Annotated in this window: 13 protein-coding genes; 4 read left to right on the top strand and 9 right to left on the bottom strand. The window is 39.9% G+C overall.

Annotated elements, in window-relative coordinates:
* Nucleotides 1–348 (top strand): JAB domain-containing protein (locus Q0688_RS21625; protein ID WP_299082316.1); only part of this gene is annotated, 348 nt, incomplete at its 5' end.
* Nucleotides 349–666: 318 nt separating this feature from the next.
* On the opposite strand, the gene Q0688_RS21620 is transcribed toward Q0688_RS21625, so the two are convergent.
* Entirely contained in the window at nt 667–807 is a 141-nt protein-coding gene (locus Q0688_RS21620) for a hypothetical protein (RefSeq protein ID WP_299082323.1), read from the bottom strand.
* A 329-nt stretch (nt 808–1,136) separates the two neighbouring features.
* Between Q0688_RS21620 and Q0688_RS21615 the strand changes: the two genes are divergently transcribed.
* The 3 genes from Q0688_RS21615 to Q0688_RS21605 all read left to right on the top strand — a co-directional run bounded on the left by Q0688_RS21615 (nt 1,137) and on the right by Q0688_RS21605 (nt 3,873).
* Entirely contained in the window at nt 1,137–1,727 is a 591-nt protein-coding gene (locus Q0688_RS21615) for a PEP-CTERM sorting domain-containing protein (RefSeq protein WP_299082314.1), read from the top strand.
* 223 nt (nt 1,728–1,950) lie between these two features.
* Complete coding sequence (locus Q0688_RS21610; RefSeq protein WP_299082312.1) at nt 1,951–2,880, top strand: hypothetical protein; 930 nt, start codon at nt 1,951–1,953, stop codon at nt 2,878–2,880.
* Nucleotides 2,881–3,183: 303 nt separating this feature from the next.
* Nucleotides 3,184–3,873 carry a PEP-CTERM sorting domain-containing protein gene (locus Q0688_RS21605; RefSeq protein ID WP_299082310.1) on the top strand — a complete coding sequence of 230 codons (690 nt, stop codon included), beginning with the start codon at nt 3,184–3,186 and terminating at the stop codon, nt 3,871–3,873.
* A 228-nt stretch (nt 3,874–4,101) separates the two neighbouring features.
* On the opposite strand, the gene Q0688_RS21600 is transcribed toward Q0688_RS21605, so the two are convergent.
* The 8 genes from Q0688_RS21600 to Q0688_RS21565 form a co-directional block, all read right to left on the bottom strand.
* Nucleotides 4,102–5,352: an ATP-binding protein gene (locus tag Q0688_RS21600; RefSeq protein WP_299082308.1), complete on the bottom strand. Its 1,251-nt coding sequence runs from the start codon at nt 5,350–5,352 to the stop codon at nt 4,102–4,104.
* Nucleotides 5,353–5,435: 83 nt separating this feature from the next.
* Nucleotides 5,436–6,767 carry a sigma-54 dependent transcriptional regulator gene (locus Q0688_RS21595; RefSeq protein ID WP_299082321.1) on the bottom strand — a complete coding sequence of 444 codons (1,332 nt, stop codon included), beginning with the start codon at nt 6,765–6,767 and terminating at the stop codon, nt 5,436–5,438.
* Nucleotides 6,768–6,783: 16 nt separating this feature from the next.
* Nucleotides 6,784–8,001, bottom strand: a complete 1,218-nt coding sequence (locus tag Q0688_RS21590) for an FtsX-like permease family protein (RefSeq protein WP_299082306.1) — start codon at nt 7,999–8,001, stop codon at nt 6,784–6,786.
* Nucleotides 8,002–8,080: 79 nt separating this feature from the next.
* Nucleotides 8,081–9,436, bottom strand: coding sequence for an ABC transporter permease (locus tag Q0688_RS21585; RefSeq protein WP_299082304.1), 1,356 nt, complete (start codon nt 9,434–9,436; stop codon nt 8,081–8,083).
* Nucleotides 9,437–9,446: 10 nt separating this feature from the next.
* A complete protein-coding gene (locus Q0688_RS21580; protein WP_299082301.1) occupies nt 9,447–10,148 on the bottom strand; it encodes an ABC transporter ATP-binding protein in 702 nt (233 codons plus the stop codon).
* Nucleotides 10,149–10,184: 36 nt separating this feature from the next.
* Nucleotides 10,185–11,456: an efflux RND transporter periplasmic adaptor subunit gene (locus tag Q0688_RS21575; protein ID WP_299082318.1), complete on the bottom strand. Its 1,272-nt coding sequence runs from the start codon at nt 11,454–11,456 to the stop codon at nt 10,185–10,187.
* Between the two features lie 270 nt (nt 11,457–11,726).
* Nucleotides 11,727–14,237, bottom strand: a complete 2,511-nt coding sequence (locus Q0688_RS21570; RefSeq protein WP_299082299.1) for a TonB-dependent receptor — start codon at nt 14,235–14,237, stop codon at nt 11,727–11,729.
* A 240-nt stretch (nt 14,238–14,477) separates the two neighbouring features.
* On the bottom strand, nt 14,478–16,267 hold a 1,790-nt coding region (locus Q0688_RS21565), incomplete at its 5' end, for a TonB-dependent receptor (protein ID WP_299082297.1).

Here is a 16,267-nt window from a genome sequence, read left to right as displayed (position 1 = left end):
ACATCTGGCTTATTAAACCATGTAAAAACAAGTAAAAAAGAAAAGTTTATTGTAGTTAACCTAAACAACCAGTACAACATTATGAATTATGAAGTAGTTGCTACTGGCACGGTAAGTAGTGTTCAGTTACGCACTGTTGAAATATTACGAACAGCCATAATTTGTAACTCTCCTGCCGTTGTTCTTATTCACAATCACCCTTCTGGTATCAGCAAACCAAGTCAGGCTGACATTAGTTTTACTCAGGCGATTATTAAAGCTGCTAGCACATTAAATATTGAAGTGCTTGACCATGTCATTATTGGCGAGCGTGACTTTTACAGTTTGAAGCGTGAAGGTCATATGTGATGTTGTCGTAAGTCACAGCAACACTGTTTCAACTTTGAAATTACATAGTTCGACTGTCGAACTTTCAACGCTAACTTTATAGATTCGATATGCGCATTTAATTTTAACTCAGTACGTAACGTTATCAGATGTAATTATCGTTCAGTATTGACTGCCTGTGACGTTGTGTGAGTAGAATATTACATAGTTCACAACATGAACCTTTCAACCAAAACCATTTAGTTACAAATTCAATCTTGTTTATTTCACATTGAGGGGGAAGGAAGAGTTGTGTGTTGGTGCGGTAGTTGAATTTTGCGCTATAAAGCAACGCCTGAATTATCTTAGGCAGCCGAGACTCACAAAGCCTACCTTTGCAGCGCGATTAGCATGCAAATTAACCTTACTTTGCTCTTCAATAATCTTTACAGGAGTTTCTAGGGTAGTGGTTTGTTTTGGGTCGAATTGTTTTACTGTCATAGTGCGCTCTGTTGCTTTAACTGGCTTAAACGGTATGGGTAGTAGCGTTAAAGCGTGGTTTAACTGCCTTGAGTATTTGTTAAGACAGGTGTTTTAATTGCGCGGGATTATACAGGAGTGTTGGGGTGGGTGATAGCGGCAACATTTATTAGGACAATGTTACTAAATAGGCGCGTTTTGATTGAAAAGTGTCCGTTATTATTACAGGTTTTATATTTACAATTCCGTATGGTAAGTTAAGTTATTGAAAGATAGGTGGTTATTTTTTTGGTGTGATTTTTGCTTTCTTTGATAATAATAAAATATGATTAACTTTCAAGGAAAAAATAATGAGTATAAAAATGTTAAAAGCGGCTTTGGCTGGATTGGTTTTATCTGTGAGTAGTTTTGCAAATGCTGGATTGATTACATTTAATTTTAATGGTGCGGACAATGACTTAGCCTCTGTTATTAAAACTGTAAATGGAGTCACTTTAACTGCTTCAAGTTTTTCTCCGGACTCTTTATCAACTGCTGACGCAGATGGTTTGTGTATTTCTGGTGGTGGTGAAATTGCTAGCTTTTGCGGGTCACTTAATGACCTTACACTGACTTTTTCGCATGCAGTAAAACTAATTAGTTATGAAGTAGGTTATCTATCTACAGGTAATTCAGGCGCAAATATCTTGTTTACACAAGGTCTTAATTTTTCACTACAAAGTAATTTCGTTGACGAAAACACAGATAATTTCACCAATCAATTTAATGTTGTCGGAAACCAATCTATAAATGTGTCAGCCTCCAATTTGGGTGGGAATGGCTCTTTACAGTTTCGTCAAATCACTATCGATGATTCTGTAAATGTTCCAGAGCCTTCTACCCTTGCTATCTTTGCATTAGGTCTTATGGGATTAGCGTCTCGTAGATTCAAAAAACAGTAAATTCATCTGTTTTACAACTAAACAAAGCACCATTCATCTGGTGCTTTTTTATTATCTGCCAATTACTAAACCAATCTAATCGGTTGCTCAAACCACCTCACCGAAAGTAACTTGTGCTTATTGTAAGTCTTCAATAAGGCATTCGATTTCGTGTCTGAATGCAAAATGGCAAAAAACACTATTAGCGTTTATTCTATTTTCATATCGATAATCTGAGCCAAGTATGATGAAAACATTAGGTCAATTGTTCGCCGTTTGTTTATTGATTTGTAGTACAACTTTGTTAGCGGATTGTCAGACTCAATTAGCTGAGATAGATAAACGCTTAGCGAAAAATTCAAATGCTCAATCAGCTATGTTGCAAGGTCTTCGGTTAATGCGGGATCAAGGTGCGGAATTTTGTCGGTCTGGTGATGAAATTAGCGCAAAAGATACGTTTAACTCAATTACCGCAATGTTTACTTTATTTGAATCAAAGGTCGTAGCGAAACAAGCGTCAAAACCTGCATCACAGCATCTAGAAACTCCCCTTCCTAAAGTTACGCCTTCTCTCGAAGAAATGGTTAGAGTGGCTAAACCTCAAAGTGGTTTGACGCCTTATGTGGTGGTTACTAGTGCACACGTTGCAGATCGCCTTAACTGGAATGGGCTGCGTCGCCTTACAGCAACAAACTACTCGAATCGCTGGGATGATTTAAGCATGGTGGATAGCTGTCTGTGGATCAGTGCCGACGAGCTGGCCAAACGACTTGGATTGTCAGTTCAACTTACTGCCACAAATAGTGATTTTCAATGTAAGTACCGAGTAAAATTGCCCAATGGAAAGGGTGGGGTATTGTTGTCTCTTTATGTAGAGTTTCATCAGCAATCACAAAATACCCGTAACGCTGAGTCGCGACTTAGTGAGGGGCCTGCTAGTCGACAATTTTCGCCCTTTAATCTTAGTGTCGATGATTTGAACGTTTATGTTAATAAAAGATCGCGATATCTGTATGTATTTCCAAAAAACGGCCAGACCTTGTGGAGAATTGGATACAAAGCGCCATACGGATTAAAGGATATCTATCAGCCGTCAAGCAATGCGGGTATTGACCAACATATTGGCTCAGTTTTTGTGCGCATGATAGTAGAAAAATTTGCAAGTCGACTGTAGAGTATTTAAATCGAGTACTTCATCCCCTTAAAATCAATATTCACCACTCAGAATCATAATTGCTTGGTATGTCGCCGTGATCTTCATTCATTTTTGTATTTATGAGGTTTCTTTGTCACATTCCAATTTAGTGTCAACTTAATTTACACTAAATTGGGGTGAGACCAGTTTTTTTAATTGTATTCGTCATAACTCATTGATGTTTATGTGTTTTATGATTATGGCGCAATAATTGCCTAATGCCGGCCAGTATTAATTAACTGCATACTCTAATTTCAGGGATGTTTAAAAAAAGGAAATAAAATGAATTCTAAAATGTTAAAAGCTGTGTTTGTTGGATTAGCTTTAACCTTGGCTGTGACCAGCAATGCTAATGCTGGGATTATTTATGATGCGGATGTTACGCCGGGGGTTTTGTTTGGTGGTGGCAATCAAAATGGATCCTTTGTTGTAAATAAAGCATGGAAAAACAATCAAAATAACATTGAGCTAGGACTTCGAGCGAAAGTACCTTACGAGGAAACTTATAATAGTAATGGTGCAGGTGTATATACAATGAATGTTGGTGCACATTCAAAATGGGGCGCTCCAGGCGCAGCTTGGAACTTTGAGTTTGCCATAAACCTCAATTACGATGGCTCAGATGTCGATAGAATGTTCGAAGATTATCTAATTGAATTGAGTATTGATTTGAACCCTAGTAAAAAGAAAAATTGGCTTAAGTTTGATCCCGTTGCTTCTTTTAATGACAATTATGTCAACGCAGGTAATTCAATTGCTCAAAACTCAATGAACATAGGATGGTTAGGACAAGATTTTGATATTTGGACTGCAGGATTATACGACTTCAGATTAAGAGTGCTTGATAAAGACACCAATGAAGTTTTGGCTGGGACCAAAATGAGAGTGAATGTTGTGCCAGAGCCTTCTATCTTAAGCCTTTTAGCTTTAGGTATTATAGGGTTGGCTTCACGCCGATTCATAAAACAGTAATTTTAGCTGTTTAATCGTTAATCAAAGCATCATTTATTTGGTGCTTTTTTTTCCCTGCATTTCAATCCCATAAAAGTATCAATCAACACCCCCAGTCATTCTCACAAGGTTATACCAATCCATCCCAACAATTAGTCGTCTCCATCCATTCGTGTGTTTGGACAATTTCCTATAAAAAATACGGCTACTTTATTGGGAAGGTTAAATAAAAATTGAGTGCTTCCTGTTCTATAAAGACAAACTAAAGGAGACCTTTAATCCTCCTTCGACTTGGTTTTCGAGCTTCAATCTACCTCCATGTGCAATCACTATTTCATTGCATAAGGCGAGTCCAACGCCTGTACCTTTAGATTTTGTAGTATAAAAGGGGAGTAGAGCTTGCAACAGTTGTTGCTCTGTCAAGCCTTTGCCTTGGTCGGTTACTTCAAATGTTATTTGATTAGTTGATTGATACACATTGAGTGCTATTTGTTGTTTATCTGAACCCGATTCTTCGGCATTTTTTATTAGGTTTATTAATACTTGCTCTATTTGAGCAGCATCACATAACACAGTCTCGGCTTCAAATCGTGTTGACGCTTCTACTGCACATAACTGTGTGACGGTTTGTATAAAAGGTCTAATTTTGACTTTTGTTTTGTCTGGTTTGGGTAGACGTGCGAAGTGCGCATATTGTTCGATAAACTTATGTAGATGTGCACTGCGTCTTGAAATAGTATTTAGAATATCAGGCAACATATGTTGGTTTTCATTTGACGCGATAATTTTTTTAGCTGAATGAGTCAACGAGCTAATTGGTGCCAAAGAATTGTTTAATTCGTGGCTGATTAAACGGATAACTTGTTTCCATATGTCACTTTCTTTACGTGAAATATCTGTGGTCAGATTTTTGTACAAATATAAGTGATGTCGTTGCTTATTTAAGGTAAAAGGCTGGTAATTCAAGTGGTAAACTATGGTTTCATCATTTAGTTTCTCGGTGATTAATCCATCGAGTTTGTTAGTGGTGGCTTCCATTAAGGCAGTCGGCATATGTTGATAAATATCTGAAAACTTCATGCCGTCTAATTTTTTTTTCTGATTAAGTAAGGTTTTTGCGGCTAGATTGCTATATACAATTTGATCATTATTGTTGGTCAAAATAAGCGCTACTGGTGTGGTTTGGATAACCGTATCCAGTAATAATTCTCGCTGGTAAATGGCCATACGTTCATCACGCATTATTTTTGCAAGCTTGTTGTAGGTGTCGATGATCATCGTGAATTCTGAATAAGCATGATTGTCGATGGTGATACTAAAGTCTTTGTCATGAAAAGAGTCAACGCCAATATCTAAGGCTTGTACCACGTTTTTAATTGGTGTTAATGCTTTGATAACGACCCAAATGATGAGCACGTTAGTGGAAAATAGAATGACCCAAAACCAGTTGTTTAAGTATGTATCTGAAGGTATTAACACACTCATCAATATGAGTTGCATTGCGATGACCAATAGCAATTTTTGCACTAAGTTTTTTGTTAGACTGTTTGGTTTATCCACAATAGATTAACGCCCTAATTTCCTTAAATATTGAATTTTTTCATACGCCGGTACAAAGCAGAGCGACTTAATCCAAGGTTTTTTGCTGCATCTGAAATCACCCCACCCGCCGCTTTTATTGCATCTATTACTTCGATTTCTGTTACATCTTCTTTAGGTGCAATACTTGTATTTGTTTTTAATTCGATGCCTAAGTGTTGCTCAGTGATTATGCCATCTTGACACAACAGCTGAGCGCGTTTGATGGTGTTGAGCAACTCTCTCACATTACCAGGCCAATCATGAACCAATAACAACTCGCGGCTTTCTGCACTAAGTTGATGTTTGCCTTGTAGCAAAGTATCTACCAGCGGAAGAATATCCTCTTTTCGTTGATGCAAAGGCGCTATTTGTAAGTTGATTACGTTAAGCCTGTAATATAAGTCTTCTCTGAAGGTTCCGTCGACAATAGCCTGAGGGATATCGGTATTGGTTGCACTGATGATCCGCACTGACACTTTGATGCTTTGATTTCCACCAATTCGTTCAAATTCGCCAGTTTCTAACACTCTTAATAATTTGGCCTGACCTTGCATAGACAAATTGCCGATTTCATCTAAAAACAAGGTGCCGTTGTGAGCGCGCTCAAATCGACCAATGCGGGTTTTGTTGGCGCCAGTGTAACTTCCAGCCTCAGCACCGAAGAGTTCAGCCTCAAGCAAATCTTGTGATAAGGCACCAACGTTCACTTTTACGAATGGCCCAAGTTTACAACTGGAATTTGCTTGCACCACTTCGGCAATTTTTTCCTTGCCGGAGCCATTAGGCCCAGTAATTAAAATAGGCACATCCGCAGCAGCAACTTGCGTCGCCATTTGCAATAGCTGTAACATCGAATCACTACGAAATTGTGTATTGCATAAGTCATATTTTTGTTCGAGTTGTAACTGTTGGCTTTGCTTACGTTTAGCACTTTTCCATTGTTGTTGTTGTAATTCGTTGAGCTCCAACAAATTGTTGATGGTGACTAAGAGTTTATCGTCGTTCCAAGGTTTGGCTAAGTAATCGGCAGCTCCAGATTTGACTAATTCAACCGCTGTTTCTAAATGAGTCCATGCTGTGATTAAAATAATCGGCATATCAGGACTTAGCTGACGAATGTCATTAAACAGTTGCATGCCTTCCTCACCCGAAGTGGTATCTGCGGTGAAGTTCATATCTTGAATGACTAGATCGAAAGTTTGTTTTTGAAGAAGTGCTAAACCTTCCTGAGGGGAGTAAGCCAATTCACATTGCAGGTTGTTCAAAGTGAACAATACCTGCAAGGCGTGAGCGATATCCTTATTGTCGTCTATTACGAGTAGGTTAGCTTTCATCTGGGTTTGTAATCTCTTAAGCCGCTCTAGTGACAATGGCTGGTGCAACACTAGCCGCTCTTTTTGCTGGAATAAATACAGCGAGCTGATTAATGAGCAATATAAAAAAGGCGGTTGCGAAAATATAACTCATGTCCAGTATATTAACACCGCTTTCTTCGGTTAACACAAAGGTAAATAACAAACTTAGGGCTAAACCAATCATTATACCTAAACCGCTCAAAATGCCGTTTTCTAACATAAAGTAGCGCACTACATCCCATTTTGTTGCGCCTAAAGCGCGGCGGGTGCCTATTTGTTTTTGTCTCTGCGTGACTAAAAACGAAACCAGACCAGCCATACCAAAAGCAGTAATTAATAACAGCACAAAACTAATCACCAATAACAGTATGGCTTGGCTACCACGGCCATCATACATGCGCTTTTGAGTGCGCGTTAAGCGTTCAACTTGATTGACGTACCGCCCTTTGGTTTTATATAACTGGTTACGAATAGTCTCAAGTAATCCTGTGGCTAAACCTGGTTCTACTCTGACTAAGTAGTTGGGGTCATCGCGAGTTTGCCAAGTCACCAAAGGTTGCAGAACGGTATGATAAGATTTTCCTATAGCATTAAGTCGTTCTCCATTCATAAAATTACTATATATGCCAATAATCTCTGCCGGAGAGCCTCCTTTTGTTAACCAAATGGTTTGGCCAAGGGCATCTCCTTCAGGAAATAATACTTTTGCCATATCTTCACTTACCATCACAATGGAAGGATTGGCAGATAGTTGTTCTCTATTGCCGACAATAATATCGTCTTCTCTGAAAAAGCGGCCTTCGATCAAGGTTAGCCCCAGAACATCATGAAAATTAGCATCGCCTGTAAAGATGTTGGTGTCATATTCTTGAGCTTCTTCGGTTGCTTGTAAATATACCTTTTGAGTACCTTGAGCATCAAAAGGGCGTTGTGTTATTGGTGTGGCGTTTATCACCCCAGGGGTGGCTTTAATTCGCTGTAAGTCATCCACCAAAGTTTGGCGAACATCAATGTCAGGATCATAGAACTGTGGCACCGCCGAGATAATATCGTTTTGAGGAATACCTGAGGGTAAATTCCATTCTTTTAATGTTGATGTTGTCATTAATAACGAGCCACTTAACACCGTTAGAGTAATGGCAACTTGAATAATCACTAATAGAGCAATGGCTTTATTGTGTTTGATACTTAAGAAAATAGGTCTAAATTCCATAGTGTTCACCTAGGTAATGGGTGCAGACAAATTACCATCCATCTGCTTAGTAATAGAGTAAAAGTAACGGCTAAAAAACTCATTGTGCTTTTAACTGACTTGCTGGCGAGACATTGCAGATCCGCCAAATGGGATAGAGTCCAACTAGTAAAGTACAGCCAACTGACACTGAAAACGCCATCATGATCATTTCCCAATCCATCTGGTGATAAGGCATTAAATCAATGGCAGTGCGGGTATAGTCACTAGAATACAAACTCACCCTTAACATGCCCTGTAAACCCACATAAGTGAACACTATTCCAATGAGCCCACCAATAATGCCGATAAATACCACTTCAATTAAATGTTGTTGCAAAATGGTGCGCTTTTTAGCGCCTAAAGCTCTGCGTAAACTCACTTCCTTAGTACGGCGCATAAATTTAGCCAGCAGAATACTTACAGCGTTGATAAGGCATACCGCAAAAAACATGTAGCTGATCATGCCAAGCATTTGTTGTCTGCCATTGGTGCCACTTATTAGGGCTATTTGTTCGTTAATATTGGTTAGAAAAAATTGGTTCTCTCGAGGAAAACGTCCTAAATTACTTTGAGAATCAATGTATTGACCGAGTAAGGTTTGGTAATCTTCTTTGGCGTTACTGGGTAACTTTGCCCAAAAAGTGATCCAAGCACATTCAGAGGTTTTTAACTCCGTCAGAAAATTAGTCATAAACTTTCTGGGGTTTGAAGTAGTAGACCAGCAATCAAAACGAGCATTTCTAGGTAACTCATTATTGAAAGCCAAATTACTAGGGATCAAAGCTTGATCTGGGCGCGCTTGGGAATAACTGCGGTCATAAAATTTCTGAGCTAAAAACCAATCATCCAACACACCAACAACCGTTAATACTTGCGTATTCAATCGAATTTGTTGCCCAACACTATTGGTACCGCCAAACAGATAATCATTGCTAGCCTTACTTAGAACTATCACGCTTTGACCATATTGGTCTGCCGCTTTATCCCAACCATTGCCATATAAAAATGGTACATCAAACATACTAAAAAATGCGTGATTTGTAGCAACCAAGGAAGACCGTAACGGTTGAATATCTTGCTCTTCGACATTCAAAATACCATGGGTATTCCAAGCAAGAGACTGCTGTACACCTGCAATATCCATGTTTAATAGATTTTCGGTATCTTGATAGGTAAGGTCGACCATTTCATAAAATCTTTCGGCTTCTTCTGCGTCTACTTCACGATTATCTAATTGCACTAGATGAATTTGTTCACTGATGTGAGGAATAGGGATTTTACTAGCCTGATGAGATAGGGTTAGCATAGTCATAAATAAACCTAGTCCAATGGCAATAGCTGCCACCATTAATATGGTTAAAGAAGGCCTATCGTTGAGGCTCTTAAAAGCCAATTTTGCGTTATATGCAAACATTGCTGGGCTCCTATTGTGATTTAATTAAAACGTCAGTTTGATCTTGAGCTAAGTCACTGACTTGGCCATCAAATATTTGGATGTTGCGATGCGCTCGGCGGGCAAGCTGATCATCATGAGTCACCATAATAATAGTTGTGCCTTGTTGGTTGATTTTTTCAAGCAACTCCATCACTTGTTGCGCCATAAGCGAGTCCAAATTACCTGTAGGCTCATCCGCTAATAAAAATTTAGGTTGCCCGGCAATCGCTCTAGCAATAGCAACCCGTTGCTGCTGACCTCCAGATAGTTGCGTAGGAAGGTGTTGCATACGAGAAGATAAACCCACAATCTCTAGCGCGTTCTCGATACGCTCTTTGCGTTCTTTTGCATTAAACCCTCGATACCGCAGCGGTACATCTACGTTGTCAAATAGTGGCAATTCAGGTAATAAATTGAAGCTTTGAAAAATGAACCCAATTTTTTCGTTTCGTAACTCTGATAATTGATTGTCATTAAGTCCTTTGACGTTTTGACCATCTAAATAAAAATCACCTTCTTCAAAGGTTTCGAGTAATCCTGCCAAGTTTAAAAAAGTTGTTTTACCCGAGCCAGACGGGCCAGTAACAGAGACAAATTCTCCTTCGCCGATTTGTAAATCAACTTTTCTTAGCGCGTGCGTTTCGATTAAGTTGGTGCGGTATATCTTGCTGACGTTTTCCATCTTTAACATGGTGGTTCTCCGATAAAATTTAGTTGTAGACTGCTATTATTTGGTAATGCTAATAAGTTCGCTTTTGTTGAATTGAGACAGGCTAGAAATAATGATTTCGTCTCCTTGTTCAAGGCCACTTAGCACTTCTACTTCGCCTAAGCTTCTGGCTCCTAACTGAATAGATCGCCTAGTCGCAGTTTGATTGTCGACCACATAGGCTATGCGTCCGCCACCAGACTCAACAAAAGCCCCTCGTTTAACTTTAAGGACATTCTCTTTTGATTCGATCAACACCCTAGCGGTAACTCGTTGATTTTGACGCAGCCCAGCTAAGTTAGACTGAGAAAAACGAATTCGGCCAACAACTTGCCCTTCAGATACTTCAGGTGAAATAGCCGTGACTTCCCCAAGATGGGTTTGGCCGTTAAAGCTAATTTCAGTGGCAAGCCCTATTCCTAAATCATCTGCGAAGTTTTCAGGAATATTCACTTCCACTTCAAAAATGCTTAAATCAATGATGGTTAGCAGCGGGGTGTTGTCTGTCACTGTGTCTTTTTCACGGATATTGACGCTTCCAATAATGCCCGCTATGGGTGAGGTAATGGATAAGTTACTCACCTGTCTGCGCAGGTCGGTAACAACAAATTCTTGCCGCTCTAATTGAGATTGTTTGCTTTTAAGATCAAATTCCATACTTTCTTTTTGCAACTGATGATTTTGTAACGCATGGCGATAGGAAAGATTGGCGCGTTTAAATGCGGCCACTTTCTCTTCAAGTTCTCTTTGGCTAATGAGTGAGTTTTGGATGCTGGTTTCTGCTCTATTTTTTTCTACTTTGGATACTTCGAGATTCACTGACGCTAACTCGATAGCCTGTTGGTTATTTAAAAGGGAACTTTTAATCTGAATTTTATGCCGACCCACTTCAATCGCTAACTGATCGTAGGTTGCCTCTTCTTGAGAGAGTCTATTGGTTAATTCTGGGCTAAAAATTGAAGCTAATTTTTGTCCAACACTCACTTTATCTCCTGCCTTAATTTGCAAACTTACAATGCCTGCTGAAGGTGCAAATAGAGTAGGGCTATTGGCTGCAATGACTCTACCTTGAACAGAAATGTCGCGCTGTAAGTCGCCTTTTTGCACTTTAGCAAAACGCAATTGCGACTGAGAGATGGTTTGGTCGGCGCTAAATAGACGGCTTAAACTAGGCCAAACGTAAATTAATGTGCTTATGACAATTGCTAAAATGATTATGGATATAATTGGTTTTTTGTAGACCGTATTGGGTCTTTCAATTGCCTTATCTTGTCCAGATGTACTTCGCATATTCAATGTGTTGGCCCTGTCACTGTTTTATATAAATGGGTTTAGAAGAATTAATACCGGGATATAGCAAGGACCTTGCCAATTTAAAAAGTGTATAAATTACAATGAGATAATGATTTTTGGCATGACTGATTTGGTGACCGAACACTAGGCGAACATCAAGCGAACACATTGAGTGCACACCTTAAATAAATCTTGAATGTGCAGAAATTACAGGCATAAAAAAGCCGGCTATTGCCGGCTTGGATCTTGTTGTTTAAGAATCACTGATTAGTAAAACTCGTAGGTTACACTAGCACCAAAGGTTCTAGGCTGATTCGGATAAACTTGAATACTGCCAGATTGAATTGGGCGAGGGAAGGCAGTTAAGAAGTATTCATCGTTTGTTACGTTACGTACATAGAACTGAAATGCTACACCATTTTCCAAAGTTAAACCGGCACTAAGGTTTAGTGTGTTTACTTCACGTGTTACTTCTGGGGCGATATTGCCCACAGCGCGTACTTCACTTTCGTAGATATAATCGGCACGAGCATAACCATACATGCCATTATCGAATTCAAAGTCGTAAGTGGCACCGAAGGCTAGACTCTGTTCATGTACACCCGGAACTGTTGTGCCAGACAAATCCGTTGGGCCATTTTCATCTTCACCACCTACAAAGGAAACATATTCTGGGTCAAGTAAAGTACCAGCAAATGTTAGGGTTAGGTTATCAGTAGTGCGGAAAGTTGAATCAAACTCAACACCTCGAGTATTTTGCTCTCCGGCATTTGATAGCACAAAACCTGTTCCAACAAATATACTTGATTGGAAGCCTTCAATGGTTTGGTCAAAAATTGTTGCATTGAATGAAACGCTATCGAAATTTGATTTAATACCTAGCTCGTATACAGTCGCTTCTTCTGGGCTAGCAAAACGTGTGCCTGGCGCTACGTTAGGCTTTGCAACACTTGGCGCTGCAATAATGGCAGGAATATCAGCAGCAAATGGTTTCGTATCACGAGATAAGTTCCATGAAGAAGCTTTAAAACCTGTGGCTGCGGTTGCAAAAACGTTAACATTTTTGTTTACCGTATATGCACCACGAAGAGACCAAGTAATTTTATCGTCATCGGTGCTGTTTGCCTCTACGCTGTTTGGTAGCTCAACCATTTGTGGTTGGAATTGAAAAGCTTTCAATGCTTGAACTGTACCTACCGCAACGGGTAAGGGCATGCCTTGACCAACAAACACTTGCGCTAGAGGAACACCAAACGCAGTTAAGTCAGTATCAAATTCAACTTGTGAAAGCGAATCGTCATTACTTTGTTTAACTGTCACTTCCTTTTCATCTTTAGTGTAACTTACGCCTAAGGTGGCAGTGAAATTATCAGATAGATGATAATCAAGATTTACAAAAAATGAATAGGCTTGGTTATCTTGTACAAAGTCTGTGGCTATAACGGTACCGGGTCTTAGCGCATCTCCAGCATTAAGAGCAGGATACAAACCTTCAAGAGTGGCAAAAATACCATCAGTTGCTGGATCAAAAGAGTTCAAAACATCGAAGTAAACTCTTGAGTGAGCCCCATATGTTAGTGTATCACCCGTCACTACTTCTTCATCAAAGTAGAAAGCACCAATCATCCAATCTAGGGTATTTTCACCCGTTGAAGTAAGACGGAACTCTTGAGTTACAGTAGAAATATCAACATCGGCCGTCTCTCTAAGTATGTCTAGAGAAGTGAAGTCAACGTCGTTTGAGAACCCTGAAACGTTTGAGCGATATGAGGTAATTGAGGTGAAGGCAAAACCGTCATAATCGATGTCGGCTTGTAATGAAATACCGCCGTCTTCTACAAAGTTTGTTGGGATTTCATCTAACGCTACTTCATAAGAAAATGGGTCAGCATCTGACGTCACCATACCACCTAATGCTTCTACTGCTGCTGCGGTAGGGCCATTTCTATAACCGGCTGTTGTACAACAAACTTCATCAATTTCGCTATAGTCGGCGATTAGACGGAATGTGGCATCTTCGGTTGGTTCAAACAGCATTTGCCCACGAACATTCCAACGATCACGATCGTTAACTTTACCACCAGCACTGGCAATATTGTCGGTGTAACCATCACGAGTGTTGATACCACCAGAGATACTAAATGCCAGCTCATCGGTAATACCATTTGAGAAATAACCTTTAAAAAGCTGCTGGTTGTAATTACCAAAACTTGCTTCTATTTTTCCTTCTTTATCATAAGAAGGAGCGCCAGTACGCACGCTGATTACACCAGCAGAAGCGTTTTTACCAAATAATGTACTTTGTGGACCACTTAATACTTCGATTTGTTGCAACTTAGGTAAATCACCAATGAGTGCAGCAGCACGAGAGCGATAAACACCATCGATAAATACACCCACAGAAGGCTCGATACCCGTGTTGTTGGTACCATTACCAAAACCACGGATAGCAAAACCAGTATTAATAGAACGTTGTAATGGTGTTACCCGTAAGGTAGGTACTAATACTTGTAAATCACCAATATCTAATACTTTAGCTTGCTCAACGGCTTCACCGCTGGTGACAGATACTGCAATAGGAGTTTGTTGTAAACCCGTTTGGCGTTTAGATGCAGTAACAAAAATACGTTCAACGCCTTCTTCCTCGGCATTATTAGCGTCGCTTTCCTGGGCTTGTAGGCTAGTTGCGCCAAATGCGCTTAGCATGGCTGAAACTAAAAGGGTTTTTCTAAAGCCCCGGTTGGCACGGGGTAGGGTGTTGAATGTTTTTTTACTCATTGATGCTTTCTCTTTGTGGTTTTTTATTAAAAAATGACAAATAGCAGATTTTTGTAAACTCTATGGCTGTACATAATAACCCACTCATCAGACCTGCATGTTAGCAATAACACAAGTTGAAAGTAAATGCATAGTTTATTAAATGTTAATAAAATGTTTTTGGGCAGGGGTAAGGTTAGGATCGATAAATAAAAAAGCCGGCTATAGCCGGCTTAGATTTTGTTTTCTAAGGTTTACTGTTTAGTAAAACTCATAGGATACATTTACACCAAAGGTGCGTGGTTGATTAGGATAAACAGCAAAGGTTCCTGTTTGAGTTGGAGGTGGGAAACCTGATAGGAAATATTCGTCATTAGTGAGATTATTTACGTAAAGTTGCAATGCTACACCGTTTTCGAAGTTTAGGCCGGCACTTGCGTTTAAGGTATTAACTTCACGTGTTAGTGAGTCTGGTACATTCGACACAAGGGTTACCTCGCTTTCGTAAATGTAATCGGCGCGCACATAACCGTACATACCGTTGTCCAACTCGTAGTTGTAAGCAATGCCCGCGGTGATGCTTTGCTCATGAATGCCAGAGGGTTTAGTACCGGATAGATCAATTGTTCCGCCACCTACAGCTGAAGCACCTACAAATGAATCATATATTGGGTCAAGAAAAGTACCAGCTAGAGTTAAGGTCAAATTATCAGAAGGGCGATAAACAGAATCAAACTCTATCCCTTGAGTAGATTGCTCACCCGCATTGGCCAACACAAAACCGCCACCAAGAAAGGTACTGGATTGGAAACCTTCAATTGTTTGGTCAAAAATGGTGACATTAAGCCCGCCATTCTTAAAGCGTGACTTCACGCCAATCTCATACACAGTCGCTAATTCAGGCGTCGCATAACGTGTTCCGTAACTTTGATTTGGTTGAGTAAGTCCAGCGGCAACCAATGCAGCTTCATCAGTTGGGAAAGGTCGAGAGTCACGGGATAAATTCCATGAGGTCGCTTTAAAACCTGTGGCTGCCGTAGCAAAGACGTTAACATTCTTATTTATGGTATAAGCTAAGCGTACTGAGTAGGTAGTTTTACTATCATTGGTTGAGTTGTCTTCCACTGAATTTGGTAAATCTAAGTTAGGTGGTAAAAACTGCAGCGCTTTTAAGCCACTTAATGGGTGAGGTGCGGCAGGAAATGGCAATGCTGAAAAGCCAGCATCATTACGGGGCTGAAGCACCGAGACTTCTTTTTCATCATTAGTGTAAGCTACGCCAAGTGTCGCGGTTAACGCATCGGTTAAATGATAATCAAAGTTAGCAAATATTGAATAAGCATCGTTGTCTTGGGTCAAATCGGTATTAATCTGCGAACCTGCCGAATAAGAAAAACCGTCGGGCAAACCGAGTGCAGCTTCAACACCGCTTAGTGTTCCAAGGCCACCAGCTAAAAAGTCCATAAAGTTTCTGGCATCACTACCAAAACCTAGGCTGTCACTGAATATGACCTCTTCTGTAAAGTAAAAGGCACCTACCATCCAGTCAAGAGTACGCTCACCTGTAGAAGTCAGGCGGAATTCCTGAGTAGTGGTTTCTATATCAGTAAGAGAAGAAAGGTATAAAACATCTGAAGAGTTATAATCTACATCTTGTGATTTAGTAATGTCGTTAAGATCACCGGCAAGCACTTCATTAGTACGGTAGGCTGAAATAGAGGTAAACGCAAAATCTTCAAAATCTACATCAACCTGCACAGAGACACCGCCGTCTTCTACTTTATTAGTAGGGCTTGTAGAAAGAGCTGATTCATATGCAAAAGGTTCTTCCTGACTCAGTACTATGCCACCTAAGGCTTCAGAAATTGCATTGGTTGGGCCGTTAATACCCGTCGCTACAGTACAACATATTTCATCGATTTCGCTGTAGTCAGCAATAAAACGAACCTTCACATCTTCGGTTGGTTCATACAGCATTTGACCACGTAAATTCCATCTGTCTTTGTTATTGAGGTCTTTGATCCCCTCAACATTACTAATACTTGTAGTGT

The organism is uncultured Paraglaciecola sp. (assembly GCF_937123705.1).
Classification (GTDB): Bacteria; Pseudomonadota; Gammaproteobacteria; order Enterobacterales; family Alteromonadaceae; genus Paraglaciecola.
The sequence above is the reverse complement of the archived record's forward strand: the minus strand, read 5'-3'. Positions and strand labels throughout refer to the sequence as shown.

Bases quoted from the DNA above. Each gene is read 5' to 3' on its own strand.
- Q0688_RS21570 (WP_299082299.1), bottom strand. From the start codon at position 14,237: ATGAGTAAAAAAACATTCAACACCCTACCCCGTGCCAACCGGGGCTTT.
- Q0688_RS21585 (WP_299082304.1), bottom strand. From the start codon at position 9,436: ATGTTTGCATATAACGCAAAATTGGCTTTTAAGAGCCTCAACGATAGG.
- Q0688_RS21605 (WP_299082310.1), top strand. From the start codon at position 3,184: ATGAATTCTAAAATGTTAAAAGCTGTGTTTGTTGGATTAGCTTTAACC.
- Q0688_RS21575 (WP_299082318.1), bottom strand. From the start codon at position 11,456: ATGCGAAGTACATCTGGACAAGATAAGGCAATTGAAAGACCCAATACG.
- Q0688_RS21590 (WP_299082306.1), bottom strand. From the start codon at position 8,001: ATGGAATTTAGACCTATTTTCTTAAGTATCAAACACAATAAAGCCATT.
- Q0688_RS21620 (WP_299082323.1), bottom strand. From the start codon at position 807: ATGACAGTAAAACAATTCGACCCAAAACAAACCACTACCCTAGAAACT.
- Q0688_RS21610 (WP_299082312.1), top strand. From the start codon at position 1,951: ATGATGAAAACATTAGGTCAATTGTTCGCCGTTTGTTTATTGATTTGT.
- Q0688_RS21595 (WP_299082321.1), bottom strand. From the start codon at position 6,767: ATGAAAGCTAACCTACTCGTAATAGACGACAATAAGGATATCGCTCAC.
- Q0688_RS21580 (WP_299082301.1), bottom strand. From the start codon at position 10,148: ATGTTAAAGATGGAAAACGTCAGCAAGATATACCGCACCAACTTAATC.
- Q0688_RS21615 (WP_299082314.1), top strand. From the start codon at position 1,137: ATGAGTATAAAAATGTTAAAAGCGGCTTTGGCTGGATTGGTTTTATCT.
- Q0688_RS21600 (WP_299082308.1), bottom strand. From the start codon at position 5,352: ATGCAACTCATATTGATGAGTGTGTTAATACCTTCAGATACATACTTA.